At 57.7% G+C, this 24686-nt stretch carries 21 protein-coding genes, 1 tRNA gene and 1 pseudogene; 9 read left to right on the plus strand and 14 right to left on the minus strand.

The window, feature by feature from the left end; all coding sequences use genetic code 11:
- Positions 1 to 204: 204 nt before the first annotated feature.
- The gene (locus tag ACS5Q8_RS19770; RefSeq protein ID WP_465159354.1) at positions 205 to 2226 is read left to right on the plus strand and encodes an FIST N-terminal domain-containing protein; all 2022 of its coding nucleotides are present in this window, start codon (positions 205 to 207) and stop codon (positions 2224 to 2226) included.
- Between the two features lie 261 nt (positions 2227 to 2487).
- On the opposite strand, the gene ACS5Q8_RS19775 is transcribed toward ACS5Q8_RS19770, so the two are convergent.
- On the minus strand, positions 2488 to 3699 hold the full coding sequence (locus tag ACS5Q8_RS19775) for a YeeE/YedE family protein (RefSeq protein WP_465159355.1): 1212 nt from the start codon (positions 3697 to 3699) through the stop codon (positions 2488 to 2490).
- A gap of 155 nt (positions 3700 to 3854) precedes the next feature.
- On the opposite strand from ACS5Q8_RS19775, the gene ACS5Q8_RS19780 reads away from it, so the two are divergent.
- A complete protein-coding gene (locus ACS5Q8_RS19780) occupies positions 3855 to 4130 on the plus strand; it encodes a metal/formaldehyde-sensitive transcriptional repressor (RefSeq protein ID WP_017849380.1) in 276 nt (91 codons plus the stop codon).
- Positions 4127 to 5059 (plus strand): CDF family Co(II)/Ni(II) efflux transporter DmeF, encoded by a 933-nt coding sequence (dmeF, locus tag ACS5Q8_RS19785; protein WP_443694840.1) that lies wholly within the window; start codon positions 4127 to 4129, stop codon positions 5057 to 5059. Before ACS5Q8_RS19780 ends, dmeF begins: the two co-directional genes overlap by 4 nt.
- A 25-nt stretch (positions 5060 to 5084) precedes the next feature.
- Here dmeF and ACS5Q8_RS19790 read toward each other — a convergent pair whose 3' ends face one another.
- Positions 5085 to 5882, minus strand: a complete 798-nt coding sequence (locus ACS5Q8_RS19790; RefSeq protein ID WP_443694842.1) for a DNA/RNA non-specific endonuclease — start codon at positions 5880 to 5882, stop codon at positions 5085 to 5087.
- Between the two features lie 258 nt (positions 5883 to 6140).
- On the opposite strand from ACS5Q8_RS19790, the gene arsA reads away from it, so the two are divergent.
- Positions 6141 to 7901, plus strand: a complete 1761-nt coding sequence (gene arsA, locus ACS5Q8_RS19795; RefSeq protein WP_465159356.1) for an arsenical pump-driving ATPase — start codon at positions 6141 to 6143, stop codon at positions 7899 to 7901.
- Positions 7902 to 8171: 270 nt separating this feature from the next.
- On the opposite strand, the gene ACS5Q8_RS19800 is transcribed toward arsA, so the two are convergent.
- On the minus strand, positions 8172 to 8456 hold the full coding sequence (locus ACS5Q8_RS19800; protein ID WP_276194109.1) for a hypothetical protein: 285 nt from the start codon (positions 8454 to 8456) through the stop codon (positions 8172 to 8174).
- Between the two features lie 384 nt (positions 8457 to 8840).
- Here ACS5Q8_RS19800 and ACS5Q8_RS19805 point away from each other — a divergent pair, with 384 nt between their 5' ends.
- Together ACS5Q8_RS19805 and ACS5Q8_RS19810 are read left to right on the plus strand one after the other, a co-directional pair.
- Positions 8841 to 9071 carry a hypothetical protein gene (locus ACS5Q8_RS19805; protein WP_017845892.1) on the plus strand — a complete coding sequence of 77 codons (231 nt, stop codon included), beginning with the start codon at positions 8841 to 8843 and terminating at the stop codon, positions 9069 to 9071.
- 23 nt (positions 9072 to 9094) lie between these two features.
- Positions 9095 to 9292: a hypothetical protein gene (locus ACS5Q8_RS19810; protein ID WP_247398169.1), complete on the plus strand. Its 198-nt coding sequence runs from the start codon at positions 9095 to 9097 to the stop codon at positions 9290 to 9292.
- A gap of 277 nt (positions 9293 to 9569) precedes the next feature.
- Here the strand turns inward: ACS5Q8_RS19810 and ACS5Q8_RS19815 are convergent, their stop codons facing one another.
- From ACS5Q8_RS19815 to ACS5Q8_RS19825, 3 genes are all read right to left on the minus strand, one after another.
- Positions 9570 to 10583 carry an isocitrate dehydrogenase gene (locus tag ACS5Q8_RS19815; RefSeq protein ID WP_247398167.1) on the minus strand — a complete coding sequence of 338 codons (1014 nt, stop codon included), beginning with the start codon at positions 10581 to 10583 and terminating at the stop codon, positions 9570 to 9572.
- Positions 10584 to 11146: 563 nt separating this feature from the next.
- Complete coding sequence (locus ACS5Q8_RS19820; protein WP_276194110.1) at positions 11147 to 12391, minus strand: malic enzyme-like NAD(P)-binding protein; 1245 nt, start codon at positions 12389 to 12391, stop codon at positions 11147 to 11149.
- Positions 12392 to 12908: 517 nt separating this feature from the next.
- Positions 12909 to 13139, minus strand: a complete 231-nt coding sequence (locus tag ACS5Q8_RS19825) for a hypothetical protein (protein ID WP_198717600.1) — start codon at positions 13137 to 13139, stop codon at positions 12909 to 12911.
- Between the two features lie 141 nt (positions 13140 to 13280).
- Between ACS5Q8_RS19825 and ACS5Q8_RS19830 the strand changes: the two genes are divergently transcribed.
- Positions 13281 to 14936, plus strand: a complete 1656-nt coding sequence (locus ACS5Q8_RS19830; RefSeq protein ID WP_276194111.1) for a SulP family inorganic anion transporter — start codon at positions 13281 to 13283, stop codon at positions 14934 to 14936.
- A gap of 69 nt (positions 14937 to 15005) precedes the next feature.
- Here the strand turns inward: ACS5Q8_RS19830 and ACS5Q8_RS19835 are convergent, their stop codons facing one another.
- The 6 genes and pseudogenes from ACS5Q8_RS19835 to ACS5Q8_RS19860 all read right to left on the minus strand — a co-directional run bounded on the left by ACS5Q8_RS19835 (position 15006) and on the right by ACS5Q8_RS19860 (position 18813).
- The gene (locus ACS5Q8_RS19835; RefSeq protein ID WP_019694382.1) at positions 15006 to 15191 is read right to left on the minus strand and encodes a ribbon-helix-helix protein, CopG family; all 186 of its coding nucleotides are present in this window, start codon (positions 15189 to 15191) and stop codon (positions 15006 to 15008) included.
- 219 nt (positions 15192 to 15410) lie between these two features.
- Complete coding sequence (locus ACS5Q8_RS19840; RefSeq protein WP_276194112.1) at positions 15411 to 16502, minus strand: bifunctional transcriptional activator/DNA repair enzyme AdaA; 1092 nt, start codon at positions 16500 to 16502, stop codon at positions 15411 to 15413.
- Between the two features lie 108 nt (positions 16503 to 16610).
- The gene (locus ACS5Q8_RS19845; RefSeq protein WP_426102651.1) at positions 16611 to 17417 is read right to left on the minus strand and encodes an isocitrate lyase/PEP mutase family protein; all 807 of its coding nucleotides are present in this window, start codon (positions 17415 to 17417) and stop codon (positions 16611 to 16613) included.
- A 200-nt stretch (positions 17418 to 17617) separates the two neighbouring features.
- A pseudogene (locus ACS5Q8_RS19850) lies at positions 17618 to 17746 on the minus strand (ParA family protein); the annotation flags it as partial.
- Positions 17747 to 17767: 21 nt separating this feature from the next.
- Positions 17768 to 17843 (minus strand) — tRNA-Asn (locus tag ACS5Q8_RS19855).
- Between the two features lie 85 nt (positions 17844 to 17928).
- Entirely contained in the window at positions 17929 to 18813 is an 885-nt protein-coding gene (locus ACS5Q8_RS19860; protein ID WP_276194118.1) for a LysR family transcriptional regulator, read from the minus strand.
- Positions 18814 to 18914: 101 nt separating this feature from the next.
- On the opposite strand from ACS5Q8_RS19860, the gene lldD reads away from it, so the two are divergent.
- Both lldD and ACS5Q8_RS19870 read left to right on the plus strand, forming a co-directional pair.
- The gene (gene lldD, locus ACS5Q8_RS19865; RefSeq protein WP_426102649.1) at positions 18915 to 20057 is read left to right on the plus strand and encodes an FMN-dependent L-lactate dehydrogenase LldD; all 1143 of its coding nucleotides are present in this window, start codon (positions 18915 to 18917) and stop codon (positions 20055 to 20057) included.
- Positions 20058 to 20372: 315 nt separating this feature from the next.
- On the plus strand, positions 20373 to 21299 hold the full coding sequence (locus ACS5Q8_RS19870) for a GGDEF domain-containing protein (RefSeq protein ID WP_426102647.1): 927 nt from the start codon (positions 20373 to 20375) through the stop codon (positions 21297 to 21299).
- Between the two features lie 21 nt (positions 21300 to 21320).
- Here ACS5Q8_RS19870 and ACS5Q8_RS19875 read toward each other — a convergent pair whose 3' ends face one another.
- Together ACS5Q8_RS19875 and ACS5Q8_RS19880 are read right to left on the minus strand one after the other, a co-directional pair.
- Complete coding sequence (locus ACS5Q8_RS19875) at positions 21321 to 22091, minus strand: iron-containing redox enzyme family protein (RefSeq protein ID WP_426102677.1); 771 nt, start codon at positions 22089 to 22091, stop codon at positions 21321 to 21323.
- A 78-nt stretch (positions 22092 to 22169) separates the two neighbouring features.
- On the minus strand, positions 22170 to 24632 hold the full coding sequence (locus ACS5Q8_RS19880) for an EAL domain-containing protein (protein WP_276194122.1): 2463 nt from the start codon (positions 24630 to 24632) through the stop codon (positions 22170 to 22172).
- Between the last annotated feature and the right edge of the window lie 54 nt (positions 24633 to 24686).

Here is a 24686-nt window from a genome sequence, read left to right on the forward strand (position 1 = left end):
ACTTTTATGCTGTTTCTGTGCTTGCAGGGTTGTGCAGAGATACCCACCCGTTCGGATGTAAATGCCGGTAAAAATTGGCCCCCTGCACCTCGTCAACTCTCCGCCTCCGCGCTTCTCCTCCTCCAGTCTCCGCCACATCGGCCGATAACCTTATTAGCCGCAAGCCTATTGCATGCGTCCCCTCACTGGATCGAGCCCGTCGCCATGAACCCACTCAACTTCCTAAAAAAAGCTCGGGCCGATCGACAAGGCACCGCCACCCTCACCTGCACCGCCAATGAGCTGGAGTCTTCATTGGCTAACCTGCGCATCGCGCCGGTGCTGATCACCGGTTTCATTTCCCCTCATCTGGACATCGACCAGGTCGCCGCGAAGCTCAAGCGCCGCTTCCCGCAAACCAGCATCAGCCTGTGTACCTCCGCTGGCGAGTTGTGCAACGCGGCGAATTCGCTGTATTGCACCACCGGCGAGCGCTGGGACCGGATTGTGCTGCAGCTGTTTGACGACAGCCTGATCGCTTCCGCCGAAGTGGTGATGGTGCCGCTGGAGTGTGAAGACATCCGCAGCGGCGGCAAGCGCATGGGCATGAAGGAGCGGATTGCCAAGCTGACGAACAATATCAAGCGCGTGCAGGTACACACACCGATCGACCATCGCGACACGCTGGCCTATGTGGTGTTCGACGGGTTGTCGGCGTCGGAGTCGTTTTTCATGGAGGCGTTGTATGAATCGGGGCGTTTCACCTGCCTGTTTGTCGGCGGGTCGGCCGGGGGCAAGCTGGATTTCCAGAAAACGCTGATCCATGACGGCCAGCGCAGTTACCAGAACCACGCACAAATCGTGTTCCTGAAGACCGCCGCGAATGTGCGTTATGGCGTATTTAAAAGCCAGAACTTCAAACCAGCTGATTTGACCTTCAGCGTGCTGACCGCCTCCGAAGAGGACCGCACGATTGACCAGGTGATCGACAGTGCGGGCAATATCAAGAGCATGGTGCAGGCACTGTGTGACGCCTTCAATTGCACGCCCCAGGCGCTGGAGCCGAAGTTGGCGGATTACTCATTTGCCATCCGCGTGGGCGGTGAGTTGTTCGTGCGCTCCATCGCACGGATCGACTATGAACACCAGATCGTCCAGCTGTATTGCGACGTGGCACCCGGCGAGGAGTTGGTGATGGTCCGGCGCACACCGTTGCGCGAGGCCACCCGCGTGGACTACGAGCAGTTTCTGCGCGGCAAGGGCGGGCAGCCGGTGGCGGGCATTCTCAATGACTGCATTTTGCGCAGGCTGAACAACGCCACCGAATTGGGCAGCATGGCCGGGACGTTTGGCGATGTGCCGCTGGCAGGGCTGTCGACCTTTGGGGAAATCCTGGGCTTGAACCTGAACCAGACACTGACCGCGATTTTCTTCTTTCGGGTGGCCAAGGGCGCCAGCTTCAGCGACGAGTACGCGGACAATTTCATTGCGCACTACGGCGAGTTCAAAGCCTTCTTCCTCCGTCGCCAGGTGAATAAACTGGCGGGCTTGAACCATGTAGTGGTCAAGCAGATTGCGGCGTTCAAAAACAATGACTTCAGCGGCGCCCTGAATACCCGCGGGCTGGACAGCAATATTTTGCCGGTGTTCGAGGGCCTGGCGGACCTGGGCCAAGTGTTGGCCCAGGCCGAACGTCAACACGAGGAAATCTCCTCGCAGATCAAGCATTACTCCGGCGAGTTGCACGCCTCGATGGATGAACTGGTTGGCACCATCGACCAGCAGAACACCGTGTCTGCGAAAGCCGGTGCGACGGTCGAGGGCTTGTCCAGCCAGGCCGATGATGCCGTGGTCGGCGCGCGGACCCTGGCCGGTTCGAGTTTGCGTATCCAGTCGATTGTGCAGGTAATTCAACAAATCGCCGGCCAGACCAACCTGCTGGCGCTCAACGCGGCTATCGAAGCCGCGCGCGCAGGCGACCTGGGCCGGGGTTTTGCGGTGGTGGCGGACGAGGTGCGCAAGCTGGCGGAAATCACCCGCAAGAATGCGGCGGAAATCGGCGTGGATATCGACCTGTTATCCGGCGAAATCCAGCGTGTTGCCCAACAGATTGAAGACCAGTCCAGCGGCGTCGGTGCCTTGCGCGAAATGCTCGATGCGCTGGAGGCGTCAAGCCGTGCGACGGAGGGGACTGCGCAACGGACCAAGACAATTGCGGATACGTTGACTGGGCTTACGCATGCGTAGACCCCCATGGGGTCAACTTCGGATGTTCGAGTAGCTGGAACAGAGTGTTCAGCCAGAGGGCTCGCGTGCAGGGATGATCGCGAGTTTCTGGCTGGGCATCCTTTAAGACTATGATGCGGCGCTCATCAGTGCCTTCCGTATAGCGTTCAAAATTCGGGGGATTGCAGGGCCCGATTATTGGCGCAACGGAAAGCAATTCAATGCACAGGTCGGGGCTAAAAAGCGACCCAGCGCAAGGTGCACACCACCGGAAACAATCGCTCAGCACCCGCTCAACGCCACCTGCGGCCGCTCGCCGGCAAAGAAAAACGGGCGCAACCGCACGCCGACGCTGTTGCCGATGAACGCCGCCACCAGCCACACCCAGCCATGCAGGCTGCCGGAGGCGATGCCGCTGAAGTACGCGCCGATGTTGCAACCGTAGGCCAGGCGCGAGCCATAACCGAGCAGCAGGCCACCGATCACCGCAGCCCCCAGCGAGCGCGCAGGAATGTTCAGGCTGGGGGCGAAACGCCCGGCCAGGCCGGCAGCCAGGAGCGCACCGAGGACGATGCCGATGTCCATGACGCTGGTGATGTCTTCCCACACCGGCGCGGCCAGGGCCTTGGCATTGCCCGGTATTTGCCAGAACGCCCAATTGCCCACCTCCACGCCCAGGCCGCTCACCACCTTGGCGCCCCACAGCGCGAACGCCGAGGTGATGCCCCACGGTCGACCGGCGAGTGCCAGGGTCGCGTAATTGAGCAGGGCCAGGCCAATCGCGCCCCACACCAAGGGCCAGGGCCCACGCAGAAAACGGCGCACGCCTCGGTGCTCGCTGGTCACCCCGGCTTCCAGTTGACCATGACGGGCTTTTTCCAAGCGCACGCTGACGGCTGCGATGAGGCCGAACACTGCCAGGTTCAAAAGCAACGCGGGCATGACCCCGAAACTTTTGACGATGGACGTCGCCGGCAACGCCGGCAGTGCAAACCACCAGCCCACATGGTGCGTGGCGATCAACGAACCACAGATAAAGAAGAACAGCGTCACCAACATGCGCGCATTACCGCCGCCCACGGTGAACAGGGTGCCCGACGCACAGCCGCCGCCCAACTGCATGCCGATGCCAAAAATGAACGCTCCGAACACCACCGACACCCCGGCCGGCGCTACCAGCCCAACCACCGGCTGGCCGAACAACGTGCCCGCCCCCAGCGCCGGGAAGAACAGCAACACCGCTATCGCCAGCATCACCATTTGCGCACGCAAACCGGCGCCGCGCCGGTCATTGATGAACACACGCCAGGCCGAGGTAAAGCCAAAGGCCGCGTGGTACAGGGTCAAGCCCAGCGCGGCGCCGACGACCAGCAACAGCACCTGGCGCGCGCCGACAAGGTTATGCAGGAACACGGCGCCCAGTACCAGCAGCACAAAAGCCACCAGGGGCGCGACGGGCTTGCGCGCAGAGGTTGTGGAAAGAGAGGTGCTCATGAGGTATCTCAATTCGTTTGAAGGGGTTTGATTACGAAGCCATCGAGTATAAACCGAGGGGTCGGTCTCCGGAGGAATCGGCATCCGAGCTGAAGGATTGTATAGGGGGACGGGGTATGCGATGATCCGCGAATCATAGGTAGGGGGGGTATATTGTGAGCCATATAGCGGCCAACAAAGACAGTCTGATCAAGCGTGTCAAACGCATTGCCGGTCAGATTCAAGCGGTGGAAAGAGCACTGGAATCGGACAGCGATTGCGCCAAGACCCTGCACCTGGTGGCCGCCACACGCGGCGCCATCAACGGTTTGATGGAAGAAATCATCGAAGAACATGCCCGCGCGCATGTGGCGGACCCATCCCTCAGCGAGGAAGAACGTAACCAGGGCGTCGAAGAGCTGCTTGAAGCCATTCGGCGGTACTCCAAATGAGCCTTGATCACACGCACGGTCACACCCACGAGCATGTCTTCCTCGGCGCGGCTCACGAAGAAAACGCCAAGCGCACCTTATGGGTGGTGATGCTGACGGTAGTGATGATGGTCGCGGAAATCGCCGCCGGCGCCCTGACCGGCTCGATGGCCCTACTGGCCGACGGTTTTCATATGGCCACCCATGCTGGCGCGTTGGGCATCGCCGCTGCGGCCTATGCCTACGCCCGGCGCCATGCGTCCAGCCCGCGCTTCAGCTTCGGCACCGGCAAGGTCGGCGATCTGGGCGGTTTTGCCTCGGCGCTGATCCTGGCGCTGGTGTCCCTGGGCATTGGCATCGAGTCGATCATGCGCCTGCTGCAGCCGACCGAGGTGCAGTTTGGGACGGCAACCCTGATTGCTATCGTAGGGCTGGTGGTCAATATCGTCAGTGCGCTGTTGCTCGGCCACGGTCATAACCACGGGCATGACCACGACCACGAGCATGCCCACGGCCACCATGGCCACGATAACAACCTGAGATCCGCCTACGTGCATGTGCTCGCCGATGCGCTGACCTCGGTGCTGGCGATCGCTGCGTTGCTGGCGGGGCGGTATCTGGGTTGGGTCTGGCTGGACCCGGCGATGGGCATCGTCGGCGCCATCGTGATTGCACGCTGGGCATGGAGCCTGATGGGCGTGACCGCCGGCGTCCTGCTCGACCAGACCGACGTGCATGTTGCGGCGGAGATCCGGGAACTGGTGGAACAAGCGGGCGACGCGACGATTACCGACTTGCACGTCTGGCAGGTAGGGCCAGGTGTGCATGCGGCAATCGTGAGCGTCGTCGGCCACGCCACAGCGGATGCCGACAGCATTCGCGAACGCCTCAAACCGGTGCATGAAGTGAGTCACCTCACCGTCGAGTTTCGCACGCTCGATGCAGCGTAGCGACGACGCCGGGCGACTCGCCCCCTTACGAGCGTCCGACTGACCCGGAGACCGGAAGATTACCGAGCAACTTCAGCCCGGTACTCTTCACGAACGCGTCATAGTCCATCGGCCGTTGGATACGCGTCTGCGCGTTGGGCAGCACGTAAGCCCAGGCGCGTTGCGACGAGGCGTCGTACACCAGCTTGAACAGGCGCGTCGGCACCCAGACCTTGTTGTCGCCGATGGTGCCGTAGCCTGGGTCGAACAACGGGCCGGTGAACACAAACACATCGCCGCCGGCGCGCTTGGCGAACTTGCGCACATCCGCCTCGACCTTGCTCCAGATCTTACGGTTGTTGACAGGGTCTTGCGGCACCATGTTCGACAGCGCAAACGACTGTGCCATGGCATGGGCGTTCGGTGCGTCGGCGGCCGGGGATTGGTGGCCACGGTCGACGGCCGGATGCTGGCTGCGGTAGTCACTCAACTCCGCGCGCCCACCCTTAGGGATGCGCGGGTCGGGGTAGAACAGATTGGTGCGTTCCTCACCTTTGGCATCCTGCAACTGCGCGGCATTCAGGCGCTCGACCACCACCAGCGGCGTCTTGCTGGTCTGCGAATAGAGCACCGCGAAACTGTCCGAGCACAGGGCCAGGGGGCGCATGCCAGCAGGCACGGTGGCGGTGTTGATGGGTTTCGCGGCGGGAAAAAGATCGGCACAGCCATCAAAGGACGCGCGTTGCTCAGTGGCGGTATAGAGGTTGGGCAGGCTGCGGGCGTGGGCCCCGGTCGAGAGCAAAACAAGGGCCGACAACCCGACTGCAATGTTGCGTAAGTGCATGCTTTAGATCTTTTTGGTAAGGGTAAACGGATGACCACCGACGGTGGTGCGGGGGCTGTTGACCGTGAAAAACCAGGTTAGTGCCGCAGGGCGGCCCCTGCTCTATGCTTGGGCCGCGAGTTGCAGCCCTCCTGCACAGACAATTGCGCTCAATGGACGGCAAAAATCAGCGTTTGATTGATATGACCACCTTGGCGATTCTGAACACCGGTCTAAACTCCGATACCCAGTCATGCTCCGCAAGGGAGTCAGCGTGCCATGCAGTCCACCCTCAAACTGCTCGATCAACCCACCCGATATATGTTCTTCACCGGCAAGGGCGGCGTCGGCAAAACGTCGGTCTCCACCGCGGTGTCAATCGCACTGGCTGACGCAGGCAAGAACGTGCTGCTGGTCAGCACAGACGCCGCCTCGAACCTTGATGAGATGCTCGGCGTTGAGTTAAGCAATCAGCCTGTCGCGGTGCCGCACGTGCCTGGAATGTCCGTGCTCAATATCGACCCAGGGACCGCAGCCATTGACTATCGGGCCCGGGTTGTCGAGCAAATGGGCGCCCAGGCCAGCGATCAAGACATTGCGCTTGTGCGCGAGCAACTCTCAGGGGCATGCACGACTGAAATCGCAACCTTCGATGAATTCTCGCACCTGCTGTCGCAGGGCAGCGCGGCCTACGACCACATCGTGTTCGATACCGCGCCCACGGGGCACACGCTCAGACTGTTGAGCCTGCCAAAAGCGTGGAGCGGTTTTTTGAAGGGCAATGATCGTGGTGCGTCATGTTTGGGGCCGCACTCGGGCTTGAAAATGCAGGAGCAGCTATTCAATCAGGCATTGGCGGCGCTCAACGATCCAGCCCTGAGCACTGTTGTACTGGTGACCCGCCCTGATAAAGGCGCGCTCGGCGAGGCGGCACGCTCCAGCGATGAGCTCCGTGAGTTGGGCCTGAAAAACCAGCGCCTGGTGGTGAATGCGGTGTTTAAACGCAGCAATTTGCATGACCCGATCGCAGCGGCGATTGAGTCCGTAGGCCAGCAGGCGCTCGACGAGATGCCCGCGTCACTGCGCCAGCTTTCAGCCGACTACATCCCACTCAAGGCAGTCGACTCCGTAGGCCTGCCCGCGCTTCGCGCACTGCTGACCCCGGAGCTTGCTCGCCGAGCCAGCACTGCAACCCCGGCACCGGCACGCCTGGAATATCACGCACTCTCGGAGTTGATTGCCGAGTTAGCTCACGACCAGCACGGCTTGATCATGGTCATGGGCAAAGGCGGTGTTGGCAAAACCACCATTGCCGCCGCCATCGCATTGGGCCTCGTGCAGCATGGCAAGTCCGTGCACCTGAGTACAACAGACCCTGCCGCACATCTGACGGTAACCCTCAACGCCGAGGTGCAGGGACTCAGCGTCGGCCGCATCGACCCTAAGGTCGAGACCCAAAAATACGTGAACAAGATCATCGCTTCCCGCGCGCCAGGTATGACGGAAGACGAAATAGCCTTGCTCATCGAGGATCTGCGATCCCCCTGCACCGAAGAGGTCGCGGTGTTCCACGCGTTCTCCCGCGTGGTTGCTCAAGCCAGAAGCGCATTTGTGGTATTGGACACCGCTCCCACGGGACACTCCCTGCTACTGATGGACGCCACAGGCGCCTATCACCGCCAGATGGTTCGCGAATTCAAAGGCAAAGCCTCGGACCACATCGTCACGCCACTGATGCGCCTGCAAGATGCGGACTACACCAAAATCATTCTCGTGACGCTGCCCGAAGCCACACCGGTGTCTCAGGCGGCGGCGCTGCAGGATGACTTACGCAGGGCCAACATCGAACCGTTTGCCTGGGTGGTCAATAAGTCGTTACTGGCCACCGATACGACAGACCCGCTGCTGCGAGCACGCCTGGATAGCGAGCGCAAACAAATGGCGAGGGTGGCCGACGAAACCCAGCATGCCGTCATCGTGGTGCCCTGGACGGCGGAGCCGCCGGTTGGCGTCGCCGGGTTGAAGCGCCTGCTGGACTGAAACGATACTCGGCGAACTCATGCTGTGCGCCTGGATTGCTGGAGCAAATCCCAGGCCCCAAAAAGCCTGCATCGCTGCAGGCTTTTCTCTGTCTGGCACGCCCCTGACTCGAATAGATAAACAAGCATCTGTTTTGCAATGAGACCCTGCTGATTTATATCCCTACGATTATCCCAATCAAGTTCGTACTTTATGCAAAGCACGGCAGCAGCAAGACGTAGGCCCGTCTGTGCTGGATTTGGCCCGGCGGGTTATCGATCAGAGCCGTATTTATCGCCAGACAGTCTTTAGACCCGCTCTTAGCGTTGATACAAAGCTTTCCAATGACGGATCTTTCTCGGCGTGCTGCTTAAGCCTGCCGATGAAAATCCACTCATATTCGGCCCAAAAAATTCGAATCGTTTTGGGTGATTTGCAGTCGAATACAACTTGATAGATTCTTGTTTCTCGCTGCTGAACGACGACGCATTGCTCATGGCAAACCAATACTCGTTGCCCTGGTTCCAGGGTCGGAGCATTCAGCGGAAGGCGCTTCTCAATTGCTGTTTTGCGCATGATGACTGCCGTCCTTAAAATTCAAAAACCTTACGCGTTGCATCAAAAGCAAGGGCGATCCGCTGTTGCGAGGCGCTCATCTGGAGCCTTTGCGCATGACGCCCTATGGGGTCTTCAACAATCACGCAAAACCGGCCGCAGGGTCGTGCACCTTTAAAGCCACGCCTTGGGCGGACCTCCTCGGCCCCTCGTGGCTCAGGTGCCTCGACAATCCTGCTCATGACTAGCCTCCAGCGGCTCATATGTGCATAATATTATCATGCAATGATAATAGAAAGGCAATCGACTCGCCCCTGCTTCAGACAGGGGCGAGGTCTTTTAATCAATTGCGGGGCGGCAAATACATGCATGAGAACAGCAATACGTGAGCGCTTGGAGACCCGTATGAAACGTGAGGACGTAAAAACCAAATACGCTGAAGGCATTCAGTTTGATACCCATTTGATTGCCAACCCGGCCAACACCCAGGAGTGGATCGTCTTCTTTAAAAAGGATGCAGGAAGAAGCTTCTTCCTAGTCAATGACAACGAAGAAATCGAACCCTTCCGGTACCTTGATGATTTGATTCATGAACTGCGAGAAATCGGTATCAAGGTTGCTGAAATTCACTTTTGAATTGTTTTCCTTGGAGTGTCGTCATGTCCGTCAAAATCGAGCAGCTGTCTAGCCAGAGTGAACCGCTATGGTCTGTGTGCATTGGAGCCAGGCGCATTCAATTTCGCAATGAGCAGGGTGCAAAAGATTACGCAGAAAAGCTAAAAGAGCGTATTGAAGCCCCGCACTCATTCCCTCGCACATTGTCGTCCGCCGACAAGCGCGATAGCAGCAAACAATAATATTTAATGAATTTCTATTAACGCTAACGTTACGACAACACAGTATTGCTACTTCCGTAGCGCGCCGTGGAACTTAGTCAGTCAAATTGATTTTCATGTTGCACAGCGCTCGACGGTGCAAGAACGCTGAGGGATGGCCGGATCGGCCCGTGGGGCATAAGAAGATTTAGCCCGGCAGGCTGCCCTCGGGGTAGGTCAGCGTAGAACACACGCAGAAAATCGCCAGCTCGTAGTGAGCTGGCGAATCGGACGACGCGCGTGATTCCTGATGCGCTATTTAGCCACGCACGTAGGCCACCAAGGCGTCAGCGAACGACTCAGTGGTGCCGGCCCCGCCCATGTCGGCTGTCACTTGATCACGGGAGTTTTCCAGAACAGCGCGGATAGCGGTACGCACGCGTGTCCCCTTGTCCACCATGCCCAGGTAATCAAGCATGTCTGCGGCAGCCAACAACAATGCGCATGGGTTCGCGATGTTCTTGCCGGCGATGTCCGGCGCCGAGCCATGGACCGCTTCGAAGATGGCCGCATCGGCGCCGATGTTGGACCCCGGCGCCAAACCCAAGCCACCGACCAGGCCTGCGCACAAGTCTGAAAGGATGTCGCCAAACAGGTTGGTGGTGACGATGACATCAAATTGATGGGGATTCATCACCAACTGCATACAGGCGTTGTCGACGATCATCTCGTGGAATTCGATTTCCGGATAATCCGCCGCAACTTCACGCGCCACCTCAAGGAACAACCCGGAGCAAGACTTGATGATGTTGGCCTTGTGCACCGCGGTCACTTTTTTACGGCCTTTGCTACGAGCCAGCTCGAACGCGTACCGCACGATGCGTTCGGAGGCTGTGCGTGTTACGCGAATGCTCGCCAGAGCAACTTCGCCGTCCTCAGAAATACTTTGCCCTTCTGGCAGGTACGCCCCTTCGGTATTTTCGCGCACCGTGATGATATCGATATCTTCGAAGCGTGAACGAGTACCAGGGAAACTGATCGCCGGTCGGACGTTGGCGTAGAGATCGAAATGGCGGCGAAGGTGAACGTTGATCGAGGAGAAGCCGCGGCCAATCGGCGTGGTCAGAGGGCCTTTGAGTGCGACACCGTGTTTGGCGATCGTCTCGATGGACACGGGCGGCATCAGTTGCCCATGCTGCTGCAAGGCCTCCAAACCGGCCTCAACGAAGTCATACTGAAGATTGCAGTCAAGGGCATCGAGTACGCGTAGCGTCGCTTGCATGATCTCGGGGCCGATGCCGTCACCCTTGATGATTGCGATGGTTTTGCTCATGGTCTCTTCCTTAACAGCGCTTTGTCAGCCTGCTGTTTTGATGGGGGCATTGAGACTGGTGTCACGAGTCTGCTGATAGGCATTGACTGTCTGACGGCTTTCACCGCGGCAGAGTGCCGTGTGTCATCCTCCGCGCCGTGACTGCGCAGGTCATCACGGATCAATTGACGAGCGACCTGAGTGGGTGTCAGCTCTCGCGTCGCACAAAACGGGCATGAACGCGGCTGCTACGAGCGAGCGCCCGGATCAAGCGTGCAGTCATTTGCTCCACCGATGACGCGCATAACATTAACATACAATGCTAATTCCACGTGGTGGAAAGCGGCGTTTTCCCGATGAGACAAAGGTCTTAGAACGCCTGTGCGTGGCAGGGCGAGGTCGCGTTTAGGCAGGCATAAAAGGAAGACGAGTTGTGGCTCGGATCATTCAAGAACGGATGATCTTGCAAATGGTGGGCTGTCGATATTCAGGCGCTGCGGCGGCTGGATGCACACTGAGTGCGACAGTTGCCAACCGCGCAAAAGGTCGTGCAACTGCCGCACATCAGCCTGATTGATCTCAGCTTACAGCGGGTAGTGCGTTGGGTAATGCAGCTTCGCAACGCCGGTGTCGATAGCGGCCTTGGCCACTGCGCCGGCGATTGCGCCGAGCAGGCGAGCATCGAGTGCTTTGGGGAGAATGTAATCGCGCCCAAACTCAAGCTTATCGACATTGAATGCTTGCAGCACTGCCACAGGGGTTGGCTCTTTGGCCAGTTGGCGCAGTGCTTCCACTGCCGCAATTTTCATCGCTTCGTTGATCCGGGTTGCCCGAACATCCAGGGTCCCGCGAAAGATGAACGGAAAGCCCAGAACGTTATTTACTTGGTTCGGGTAGTCAGAACGGCCGGTCGCCATGATCAGGTCATCACGTGTGGCCATGGCCAGTTCGTAGCTGATTTCAGGGTCGGGGTTTGAGCAGGCAAACACGATCGGCTTGGGAGCCATCGCCGCCAGCGCTTGCGCCGGAAGAAGATTGGCTCCAGATAGCCCCACAAACACGTCGGCACCGCTCATGGCTTCCATCAGCGTAAGCGGGCCACCGTCGTTGACAAATTGTGCTTTGTATTGGTTGAGGTCTTTGCGGGCGGAGTGGATGACACCGGTGCGATCGACCATGTACAGATTGCTTTTTTGCGCGCCAAGACTGAGCAGCAGGCGCATGCAGGCCGTGGCTGCGGCACCCGCGCCGAGGCAAACGATTCTCGCGTTCTCCAGCGTTTTACCCTGAATTTCCAGCGCATTGAGCATACCGGCCGCGGTGACGATGGCGGTGCCGTGTTGGTCGTCATGGAAGACCGGGATGCTGCACAGTTCGATCAGGGCTTCTTCGATTTCAAAGCACTCAGGGGCTTTGATGTCTTCCAGATTGATGCCACCAAAGGTGTCAGCAATACGCACGACTGTGTCGATAAAGGCCTGGGAACTCTCAGCATTGACTTCGATATCGATCGAGTCGATGCCGGCAAACCGTTTGAACAGCAACGCTTTGCCTTCCATGACCGGCTTACTGGCCAAGGGGCCTAGATTGCCGAGGCCCAAAATGGCCGTACCGTTTGTGATCACGGCCACCAGATTGCCTTTTCCGGTAAAGCGATAGGCGTTCTCCGGGTCCCTCGCGATTTCGCGAACGGGCTCGGCTACGCCTGGGCTGTACGCCAGTGCGAGCTGGGCGGCGGTGTCGGCAGGCTTGGTCAGCGCAATGCCGATTTTTCCTGGGGTTGGGAATTCATGGTAATCCAATGCAGCCTTTTTGAAGTCGGTAGTCATGCGAGCCCCTAATTAGACGTTGATTATAATTTTATGTTAACACTATTATAATGCAAGACAATGAGGTCCTGAGCCACAGACCAGGATCAAATTGCCGGTTTGAATGCTGCTGATGAAGGGGTTTATCAGCGCCAGACCAACGCTATTGGCCCTAAGACTTCAGGGCGGGCCTGTATTTTTTGGCCAATCGCGCCCTCCTATGCTTGAACCCGTTTTAGGCCACCTTGTGTGGCCATTTTTTTGCGCGCACGAATACCCAATGGGCCACGACCTAAGCGCGGCACATCTGGATTCAGGGTTTTCTCATTGCGTCTTGGACGCTGACCCACGCGCTTCGACACTCGTGCGAGTGCTTGACCCGGTTACATAAGGGCGTCGGCGTGGCTCATTGGTTCGGATCAGTGTTGATCCGTGTTAGGCGAGGCAGGGTGAATTCGCGGAAAGGATGGGGGCATCGATTCTTTCTTTAACACCGCTCAATCTTTACAGACATGATCAACCTTCCTGAGTGCAGCTGTCAGAAATGAACTTCAGCGGACTTGATACCCAGCTCGCGAAGCTCATGGATCAGATCATCGAGGCGTCCAAATGACTCCACTTCCTCATTGTCATTAACCAGAAAATAGCTCCTCCCTGCATCCTTTTTGAACAGAATGATCCACTCGTGCGTGTTGGCCGGATTGGCTATCACATGCGTGTCGAAGTGCATGCCTTCCCCGTGATTGGTTTTGACATCTTCGCGTTTCATGCGGGGTCTCCGGGCATAGGGTCCAGCTCTCTGAACACTGAATCTAGAGCGTCGCAGGTGGTGTGCCGAGGCTAGACCAATTGCTTTGCTATTATCACATCGTGTGAATAGTATGCACATGCCACCAGAACGAGGCTAGTCATGATTGCGATACGAGAAGCTTGGAAAGCGGGCTTGTTAGGGCGCGAACATTGGCTTAGAAATATCGTCTCGGGGGTCATCGTCGGCGTCGTAGCGCTGCCCTTGGCCATGGCATTTGCCATCGCCTCCGGCGTCAAGCCAGAACAGGGGATCTACACGGCCATTGTGGGTGGCTTGCTGGTTTCGCTGTTCGGCGGAAGCCGGCTTCAGATTGCTGGCCCCACAGGGGCGTTCATCGTCATTCTGGCCAGCGTGACAGCCAAGTACGGCGTTGATGGCTTGCAGGTCGCAACAATGATGGCCGGGGCAATTCTATTACTGCTCGGTATCACCAAACTTGGCGCACTCATCAAGTTCATCCCTGATCCCGTTATTGTTGGATTCACTGCCGGCATCGGGGTGATCATTTGGGTTGGACAATGGAAAGACTTTTTGGGCTTGCCGAAAATCAGTGGCGAGCATTTCCATGAGCGGCTGTGGCACCTCATCCAAGCATTCCCCAACCTTCATGTACCCACGACACTGTTAGCCCTGCTGAGCCTGGCACTGGTGGTCCTCACACCTAGACTGCCCGGCGTAAAGCGCGTTCCTGGCCCCCTGATCGCCATGGTCGTGGTGACGGCATTGCATGCCTATTTTCAATTCGACGGCGTGGCCACGATCGGGAGTGCCTTTGGGGGCATTCCCCAAGGGCTTCCCAAAATAGGCCTTCCTCAAATAACGCTGCCACAGGTCATTGAGTTGATCGGCCCGGCGTTTGCGATCGCAATGCTGGGGGCCATCGAGTCACTGTTGTCGGCGGTTGTCGCCGATGGGATGGCCGGCACCAAACATGACTCCAATCAGGAGTTAATCGGCCAAGGCATTGCCAACCTGGTTACCCCGCTGTTTGGTGGCTTTGCTGCGACAGGCGCGATCGCTCGAACAGCAACCAACGTCCGTAATGGCGGCAATAGCCCAATCGCGGGGTTTACGCACGCCCTCACGTTGATTCTGCTGATCTTCTTCTTGGCTCCTTTGGCTTCGGATATCCCACTTTGCGCGCTGGCGGCGATCTTGTTCGTGGTCGCTTACAACATGAGCGAACTGAAGCACTTCAAGCGCATGGTCAAACGAGCCCCCAAAGCAGACGTTGCCATCCTTTTAATCACCTTCGGCCTGACCGTTTTCAGTGACCTGACGATCGCCGTGAACATCGGGGTCATTCTCGCCATGCTGCAATTTATGCGTCGTATGGCTTCCTCCGTGGAGGTACAGCTCATGGTCGAAAAAGAGCTGGAGGTGGAGTTGCGCATGAATGGGCATACACATCTTCCTACCGGTGTTTTGGTTTACACCATTGAGGGCCCCCTTTTCTTTGGCGCAGCAGAAACCCTTGAGCGTGCTTTGGCGCAAACGCACACCGATCCCGAGACGTTGATTATTCGCCTGAAGCGAGTGCCGTTTATGGATATCACGGGCCTGCAAACGCTGCTCGAAGTGATAGAGCAACTGCAAAAACGCAACATTGTCGTAAAGCTGTGCGAAGCCAACGAGAAAGTGCTTGGCAAGCTCGACAAGGCAGGGATTCTTCAGGCGCTTGGTTCACAGCATTATCATGCTGACTTCAGCGGCGCACTGGTCAGCCATGTCCCGACTAACGAGACCCAGGACTAGACGTGAGGGGCAGGCGTGAATGAGGCGCGATGAGCAGGCATTTGTCTTGCCCGCTCATGCAGGGATGAATTATTTGCCATTGGCCGCAATTTTGCTTTTGGTCGCGTAGGACACGCCATGCGTCTCCAGGTAGTCCCTAATAAGCTGACGAACGACCTGAGAAGGCGTCAGATCCTGAGACGCACAAAGCTCCTCAAGGGCTTTTTTCTTGACGGGATCAATGAGCACCGTTAATCGTGCAGTCTTATTTTCCATGGAATGGCCTGTACCCTAAATCGATCAATGATAATCAAATTATAATAGTCGGACATTCATTTGTCACCGGTTAGCTTCCAGACGTGAGACGGCTTCCTGCAAATCACGTTGGGCGCCTGGATTACCGGGTCAACCAGACGCTCGCCAAGGAGTGCTCCCGAATGCTTACAGAAAGACAATCTGAGGCGTAGCTGTGTCTGCGTATATTCTGATTAGCAACTAATTCAATAGGAATTCATGCTGCTGCGTCATCTGCAAAGCAGTTTTTTCCAAACGCAGTAAAAACTCTTTCCGTGGCTGTCCGCCGCCATATCCGGCGAGCGCACCATTTGTCGCTATGACACGGTGACAGGGGACGACAATGGACAGGCGATTGTGTCCATTTGCATTGCCCACCGCTTGGCTTGCACCTGGCTTGCCGATGCTCCCAGCGACGGCACCGTAAGTTGAAATGGTTCCATAGTCGATTTTTAGAAGCGCTGCCCACACAAGCCTGTCAAAAGAACTGCCTGGCATGTGCAGCGGTACTGAAAACTTTTTTAGCGTTCCATCAAAATAAAGTTTCAGCTGCACTTCGATCTGCTTGATGTGGGGATGCTCGCCCGGTGCAATTGAATACCCATAACGCCCACGCAATTCATTTAACTCAGCAGTGAGCGCCGGGCGGTCAAGAAATTCGAGGAGCACCAAACCTCGCTCCTCTGCCATAGCAATCATCGGCCCCAATGGCGTAGTCAGATGGCGATATAGCAGGAGCGACGTTTCGGCCGACTTGCCAGGGGAAATTTGAAATGTTTTTTTGAAGGCATCTCTAAAGCCACTTAATGACTCGTACCCTAAGTCAAAAGCCGTGTTATCCAGCGTTTCGCCCACAGCAATGCGACCTAAGGCAATACCGAGCCTTCTGGAACGCATCCATGTATGAAAAGTCATACCAAAATTTTGTTTGAACCACCTGCGTAACCGTAGCGGGTCGATACCACGCTTAGTTAGTTCAGCATCACTCCAGCGAGCATCAGGCGATGCAGATATAGAGGCTAGTAGACCCTTGACCCAATCTGGCGCGGTAGCTGCGAGATCCAACGGCTTGCATCGTAAGCACGGCCGATAGCCTGCTGCCATAGCTTCGTTCGCCTGCGAAAAAAACTCTACATTCTCGGGTTTTGGCTTGCGTGCTCCACACGTAGGGCGGCAAAAGATACCTGTAGTTTTGACAGCCGTAAAAAAAACGCCCTCATAGGCGCTGTCGCTACACAGCATCGCGCTGACCATCTCGCCTCTGGGCGGAAGATCGTTGTTGTAAGATCTCATAGACCGTAGCCTCATCCTGCATTGGGCGTGAACATCATTTTTAGACGTGGGAAACAGTGGCAATTTTCAGGCGGATCACAGATTAATACGTGAATGATTAATCTTGGCTCAGTTGGTTTTTGCCATAAGGCCATTCAGATCGCTGTATGTAAATGCGTCCAATGGGTGCTCAAAAAGCCTTCCCGTGCGCAAGAAACTCTTGGCGAGCGCGTTGTTTGCACCCAATAAGAACTCAGCAATGCTGGAACCTGCGCTTAGTCGTTTGACGCCTAGTCTCGCCAATTCATGTATCTCTGGTTGGCCGCTCCAAGAAAGCAGGTTGACAGGTAATCTAGTTGCCTCGCACAGCGTGGCAATGTCGTACTCCTCAACCATTGCAGCTGCAAAAAAGCCGTCAGCACCGGCTTGCTCAAACAACGATGCACGGGAAATGGTTTCTGCCAGTTGTCGTTCTGGTGCTACCAAACATCTGAGATACACGTCAGTTCGTACGTTCACGAACAGATCGATCCCGCGTGTGCTTGCCACCTTCTTTGCCACTTCGATTTTTCGCAAAATCAGATCGATGCTCCCCGCACCGTCTTCAATGTTGATTCCAACGGCCCCAGCCCTAACCACGCAATCAATGACTTTGGCAACCGATTCAAGATCGTCGGAGTAGCCACCTTCGACATCGACTGTGAGGGGTACTGTCAGCACACGAACCATTGACTCCACTGTAGTAGTCAACAATTTCAGGGGAAGCTGATTACCATCTTGGTAACCATTCGCCCAAGCCACAGCGGCGCTGCTGGTCGCTACCGCCTTACTCCCCACGCTCTCGACAATACGTGCGCTGCCGGCATCACCCACGTTGGCAAGTACCAACAAATTATCCTGGTGAAGGTTACGGAAAACCGTACTTAGTCGCGTCATTCAGTAGTACCCCGGCGAGAGAAGACAGGTGCAGATCACGCTATCGTAAGCTGACTACAACGACGTCTCCACCGAGAAATCGACAGTGATTTGAGTGCTAGCGAATACGATTTTTTGCTGGCTAGAGAGCGCGGAATACCCACCTCTAAAGTCTGCTGCACGATGTTGCCGTACACATCCACTTATCGCGGGGATCAGGTATCAAGATCGATGAGCCGTGTGCGGATGCCTGCATCGGCGCAAAATCCGCCCAGATTGGCGCCAACCGTGGTCTTACCCGACCCGCCTTGGGTTGCTGGGTCAAATCCAAAGCAAAAAAAAGCCTGCATCGCTGCAGGCTTTTCCCTATCTGGCTCCACGACCTGGACTCGAACCAGGGACCCAATGATTAACAGTCATTTGCTCTACCAACTGAGCTATCGCGGAATTTGCCGTATGTTACTGATTAAAAAGGATAAGTCAAGCACTCCGTAGCGCCTGATCGGCGCATTCGGACAGTTGGCGTGCGCCTCTATCCCGCGACGGCCATTTCCTTGGCCAAGTCCAGCCAGGCCCGGGCTGCCGGTGGCAGGTGGGCGCTGGCGCGCCAGGCCAGGGCGATGTGCCAGTCGGTGTGGGGTTCGTCCAAAGGAATCAGCGCGATGCCGGCGTGCTGGTGCTTGAGCGCGAGCATGCGTGGCAGGAAGGCGACGCCCAGCCCTGCCGCCACCAGGTCGACGATGAAGTCGATCTGCCCGCTGCGGGCGGTCACCCTGGGCGTCACGCCCTTGCGTTCGCAGGCGGTGAGGATTAATGCGTTCAGGGCAAAACCGGCTTCGAACAGAATGAACGGTGAATCCGCGAGGTCGGTGAAGTCGATGCGCTTGCGCCGCGCGAGCGGATGGCTCATGGGCAGCACGGCCATCAGTGGCTCATTGCGCACGGGCTGGTAGTCGAAGCCTTCGTCCACCGGCAGTAGCAGGGCCGCCAGATCGACCTCCCCGGCTTCCAGGCATTCGCGCAGTTTTTTGCTGCCGTGCTCGGTGAGTTCGATATCGATGTCCGGGTAGCGGTTGCGGTAGGTCGCAAACATGGACGCGAACAGTACGCCGCATCCCACTGGCGGCAGGCCGATACGCAGCAGGCCACGCTTGAGCTCGCGCAGGTCGTTGATCTCGGCGACCAGGTCGCTGCGCTCGGCGAGCAGCACCAGGGCGCGGCGGTAGGCAATTTCGCCGGCGGCGGTAAGTTCATTCTTGTGGCCGAGGCGATTAAGCAGCGGCGCGCCCAGCTCGTCTTCCAGGGTCTTGACCGCCTTGCTCACCGTCGACTGGGTCAGCGACACCACCTGCGCCGCCTGGGAAAACCCGCCCTGACGCACCACCTCGACGAAGACACGCAGTGTTCTCAGGTTCATCGGTATTCCTTTTGCGACTGGACGCTAGCGATAAAAGTTGTTTTTATCATGCCAGATGTTTGCTTACCGTAATCCCCCTTTGCCCTGCGGAGACACTGTTCATGATCATTTCGTCGGCATCCGATTACCGTGCTGCCGCCAAGCGCAAGCTGCCGCGCTTCCTGTTCGACTACATCGACGGCGGCGCCTACGCCGAACACACAATGCACGCCAACAGTTCGGACCTGGCCGAGATCAGCCTGCGCCAGCGCATTCTGCGCAACGTGGATAGCCTGAGTCTGAAGACCACGTTGTTCGGTCAGGAACACGCCATGCCGATCATCCTCAGCCCAGTGGGCTTGACCGGCATGTACGCGCGGCGCGGCGAGGTGCAGGCGGCCAAGGCGGCGGCCAACAAGGGGATTCCCTTCTGCCTGTCGACAGTGTCGGTGTGCTCGATTGAGGAAGTGGCGTCGCAAAGCGCGCAGTCGATCTGGTTCCAGCTCTATGTGCTCAAGGACCGCGGCTTTATGCGCAATGCGCTGGAACGGGCGCAGGCCGCCGGGGTGACGACGCTGGTGTTCACCGTCGATATGCCGACGCCGGGCGCACGTTACCGGGATGCGCACTCGGGCATGTCCGGACCGTATGCCTCGGCGCGCCGGATGCTGCAGGCCGTCACCAAACCACAATGGGCATGGGATGTTGGCGTGATGGGCCGCCCGCACGACCTGGGCAATATCTCCAAGTACCTGGGCAAGCCCACCACCCTTGAAGATTACGTCGGCTGGCTGGCCAACAACTTCGACCCGTCGATCAGTTGGAAAGACCTGGAGTGGATACGTGAGTTCTGGAAAGGCCCGATGATTATCAAGGGCATCCTCGACCCGCAGGACGCCAAGGACGCGGTGAGCTTCGGAGCCGATGGCATCGTGGTCTCCAACCATGGTGGCCGCCAATTGGACGGCGTGCTCTCCACTGCCAAGGCACTGCCGCCGATTGCCCAAGCGGTAGGCGACGACCTGACAGTGCTGGTGGACTCCGGCATTCGCTCCGGGCTCGACGTAGTGCGCATGCTCGCCCTGGGCGCCAAAGCGTGTCTGCTGGGACGCTCGACCGCCTATGCGCTGGCCGCCGATGGCCAGCACGGGGTGGAAAACCTGCTGGATATCTTCGCCAAGGAAATGCGTGTGGCCATGACACTGACCGGTGTGACATCGATTGAGCAGATCGACCCGAGCACCTTGGTTCAGCACGGCGTGTAAAACTGCCATCAACCTGCCATCAACCTGCCAAATAACTGACATTAAGCTGCAGCCTCTGTTTTTGACATACTGAATACCCTTTGATTTATAAGGATTTTATTAAAAAACAACAAAGTGGCATGAATCTCGCTCTAACCCTTTCAAGCAGGTTATGCGATGACAAGACGTGTGGCAGTGCCCAGGGGTTATAACCCCTGGCAAAGCGGTTTAAACTGTTTCCAATGTTTTACGGAACTGAAGGAACAGTAAGACGCTTGGTACTCGCCACTCGCATCGAGCCTGTAAGACAGCTAAGTGCTTAGAGGCCGACTGCTTATGAAAACCCCGCCCCAGACTCACGCAATCGACTTTGACAGTGCCAAATTGCAACGCCTGGGCTTTGGTCAGCCATCCTCTCTCCCGCACCGCCCCACCACGGTTGTTCAACTGCGCCAACAACTGGGCCTGCAATTGCAGACCAGCCTGGAACCGCAACGCATCCTCGGCCTGTTCTTTCGCGAGATCCAGCGCCTGGTGCCCCTTGACGCTATGCACTACGTCCATCAGCCCAGCGACCTACGCCTGGAATTCGGCCATCGCGGCCATCATTCGGTGAGCTACGCCTTGAGCCATGAAGGCGAACATTTGGGCGAGCTGGTATTCCGTCGCAACCAACGCTTTTTGGAGGAAGAACTGGGTCAGCTAGAATCCCTGCTCGCCACCCTGCTCTACCCGATGCGCAACGCCCTGCTCTATCGCGCCGCCACCCGCAGCGCCCTGCGTGACCCGTTGACCGAAACCGGCAACCGCATCGCCATGGACCAGACCCTGCAGCGCGAAATCGACATGGCGCGGCGACACTCGAACCCGTTGTCCCTGCTGATGCTCGACATCGATCACTTCAAACGCGTCAACGACACTCACGGCCATGCGGTCGGCGACAAGGTACTGCGCGCCGTGGCCGCGTCAATCAAGGGCCAGCTACGCAATATGGACATGGTGTTCCGGTTTGGCGGGGAAGAGTTTCTGGTCCTGCTCTCCAACACCGGCCGGGAAGCGGCGGCGATCGTCGGCGAGCGGCTGCGCCAGGCGGCACAGACCCAGGAATATTGGGCGGATGACATACGCATCGATCTGACGGTGAGTCTGGGCTGCGCGACGTTGTTGGCTGGCGAGTCTGCCGAAAGCCTCTTGCGCCGGGCCGACAGCGCCCTGTATGTAGCCAAGCGCGAAGGTCGCAACCGCTTGGCAATGGCGGGGTAGACCCCCGCCACGCGTTTTACATCACGCTTCGCTAGCGACGCGCACCAGGCGCTCGCGAACAGTCGCGGCCGCAGGCTTTTCGTTCTCCAGGCGCATGCAGCTTTCCAGGAACAAGTACATGTAGTCGTAGCTCTTGCACACGGCCTGGCGCAGCTCTGCCTGCAGTTGTCGGCTGGGGTTCATGCCGGCCAACGTGCAAATGATTTCCAGTGCTTCCCAAGGGTGGGCATCGTCGTACTGGGCATGCATCTTCAGCCACTTCATTGCGCGCTTGCGGTCTTCCTCTGGGAAGGCTGCGGCATAAACGCCGGTGGAACACACCAACGCGGACCACTCCCCCGTCGCGCCCTCGATGGCGTAGTTGGTGGCGGCGATCGCAATGATCAACGAATCGGCCGAACTGGTGTGCCAGCACCAATGACTCAGTGCGTGCAGTTCCGGCGCTACGTTCTGTGCTTGCAGCTCTTGGAGGCTGACGCCGTGGGCGCCGGCCCAATGCAGCCAATAGTCGGCGTGGTTCAATTCCACCCGAATATTGCGCATCAGCCAACGCCGCGCCATGTCCTCGCCAGGATGACGGGCAAACTTGGTCTTGGTGAGGTTCTGTGCCATGTACAAGGCAAACTGTTCAACCACGGGCCAGCCACCGATCAGGTATTGGCGCATGGTCTTGGCGCTCAGCGTGTTATCACGCATGCGCTGATACAGTTCGTGCTCGACAACTCGGCGCTTGCTTTCGCTACAGCCCTGGATCAATTGCTGCGCCCAGGCGGGGTAACTCGAGGCTTCCATAAGCGGGCCGGTTCTGTTGAAGGTGTCGATCACTGTAAGGCTCCTTTTTAAGTGTGATTGTACAGACCAGCAAATGTTTCAGCGGAATGTGCCGGGCGCCTTGAATAACAGAGGCTGCGGCCGCACAGGTCGACACTGCAAGCTATCAAAGGTAAACAATTGCGGGCGTTCAATCACGTAGCCCTGAGCGTAATCCACACCGATCTCAAGTAGAGCCTGTTCGATGTGCGGCGTTTCAACAAACTCGGCAATTGTGCGTTTACCCATGACGTGGCCGATGTGGTTGATCACTTCGACCATGGCGCGGTTAATCGGGTCGTCCAGCATATCCTTTACGAAACTTCCATCGATCTTCAAGAAGTCTACAGGTAAATGTTTCAGATAAGCGAATGAGGACATTCCGGCGCAGAAGTCATCGAGTGAGAAATGGCAACCTAACTCTTTGAGTTCATTAATAAAGCGAATTGCGCTGCCTAAATTTGCAATAGCGCAGGTTTCAGTTATTTCAAAACAAATCATTTCTGGCGGAACACTGTAAGCCGCAAACTTCTCGCGTAAAAAACCGAGAAAAGCGTCATCACCAATAGTTATGCCTGACAGATTAATCGCACACATAGCCATGGGCCGGCCCGGGCGCTCATGCATGCAGCGGGCAATGAGGTTGAACACGTTGTCCACCACCCAGCGATCCAGGGAGCTCATCAACCCGTAACGTTCGGCGGCCGGAATAAAACTGTCGGGCAGGATGATCCGGCCGGACTCGTCGTGCATCCGCAGCAGGATTTCAATGTGCCCACTGCCGGCGTCGGTGTGCCCCAGGGGCGAGATTTCCTGCGAGTACAGGCAAAAGCGGTTTTCTTCCAAAGCCATGTGCAAGCGTTGCACCCAGGCCATCTCGCCGAAGCGCAGGGACAGTTCGGAGTCGTCGGGATGGTAGACCTGCACGCGGTTGCGGCCCTTTTCCTTGGCCATATAGCAGGCCATGTCGGCGGCGCGCAGCGACGTTTCCAGGGTGGTCGGGATCTGTGAAATATGCACCAGGCCAATGCTAACGGTGGTCATGAATGGCCGGCCCTTCCACACGAAATGCAGGTTCTGCACGGTGTGGCGCAGGCTTTCGGCGATTTTTTCCGCCACCGTCGCCGGGCAGTTCTCCAGCAGGATACCGAACTCATCACCGCCCAGGCGCGCCAGGGTGTCGCCGTCCCGCAGATCCGACTGCAGCAGTGCGCAGATATGCCGCAACAGCTCGTCGCCTGCCGCATGGCCGCAGGTGTCGTTGACCAGCTTGAACTGGTCCAGGTCGAGGAACATCAAGGCATGCCGCCCGTTGTGCTCACGCCCGACGTGTTGCAGCACCTGTTCCAAGCGGAACTCGAACTCACGACGGTTGGCCAGGCCGGTCAATGCGTCATGGGTCGCCTGCCACGAAAGATTGGCGATGTATTGCCGTTCCTGGGTCATGTCGTGCAGCACCAGCACCGCACCGCTGACTTTGCCGGCACTGCGGATCGGCGCGCCCACCAATGTCACCGAGACGGTACTGCCGTCCAGGCGCTGGATGGTTTTGGAGTGTTCGCTGCCGCCACTCAAGTGGCCCTTGGTGATGTGTTCGATCAGGGCGAAAGCATCGGGCTGGGCATCGTCATCGAGTAGGTTGAACAGTGCCGCCAAGGGCTGGCCCTGGGCACGGGCCGATGTCCAACGCGTCAGTGCCTCGGCGGCCGGGTTCATGTAGGTAATGGCGCCATCGACATCGGTGGTGATCACGCCATCGCCGATCGACTCCAGGGTGATCTGTGCCCGCTCCTTCTCCACTTGCAGGGCATCGGCGAAGGCGTGCCGCTGCGTCAACAACTTATAGGTACGCAGCAGCGCCAGGGCGATCAGGCACAGTGCCGTGGCCAGGTTGGTGATCAGCAACAGCCGCAGGATGAAACGCGAGCCTTCACCCAGGGCATCGCTGAACGCCTTTGCCGCCGGCGTCACGCCGTCGTTGATGGCAAATATTTGCGCCTTCCATTGCCGCACATCGTCATCACGGACCTGGCTGGTGGTGATCGCCCGGTGCATCGCCTGGGCCAGGTCGTCCAGCTGGACCAGATAGCCATCGCCCACGGCCCACCGTTCGATGGCTTTTTCCAAGTAACTGAAATGGCGAAAGTTGAGATACAGCCAGATCACACTGGAGACGTCATCCGGGTGGTTGCCGCCCTTGATGATCCCCTGGCGCGCCGCGTTGAGGTCGGGGGCCGGGCGGTCCAGTGCGATACGCAACTCATGCCCGCCCTGAGGCACGGCAATGGCTTGTTGGTATTTGAGGTAGGTGGCCTCGTCGCGATTATCGGCGTACAGCGTCAGATAGTAGATGGCGTCTTTCTGGCCCTTGGACCAAAGACTCTCGCCGGCCACATAGACGCGCACCGCTGAAAGCACATATAGACTGATGCAACCTAATAATACTTGGAACAATACGACGGCGATAAAGGGCCAGACAATGCCCAACAGCCTTGGCGTTCCGAGAGTCCGCTTCTGCTTCATGAAGTCCCTTGCACATGCACAGCCAAATACGCGCGCGGACGTCCGCTCCTGATA

The organism is Pseudomonas sp. PAMC25584, assembly GCF_058135675.1.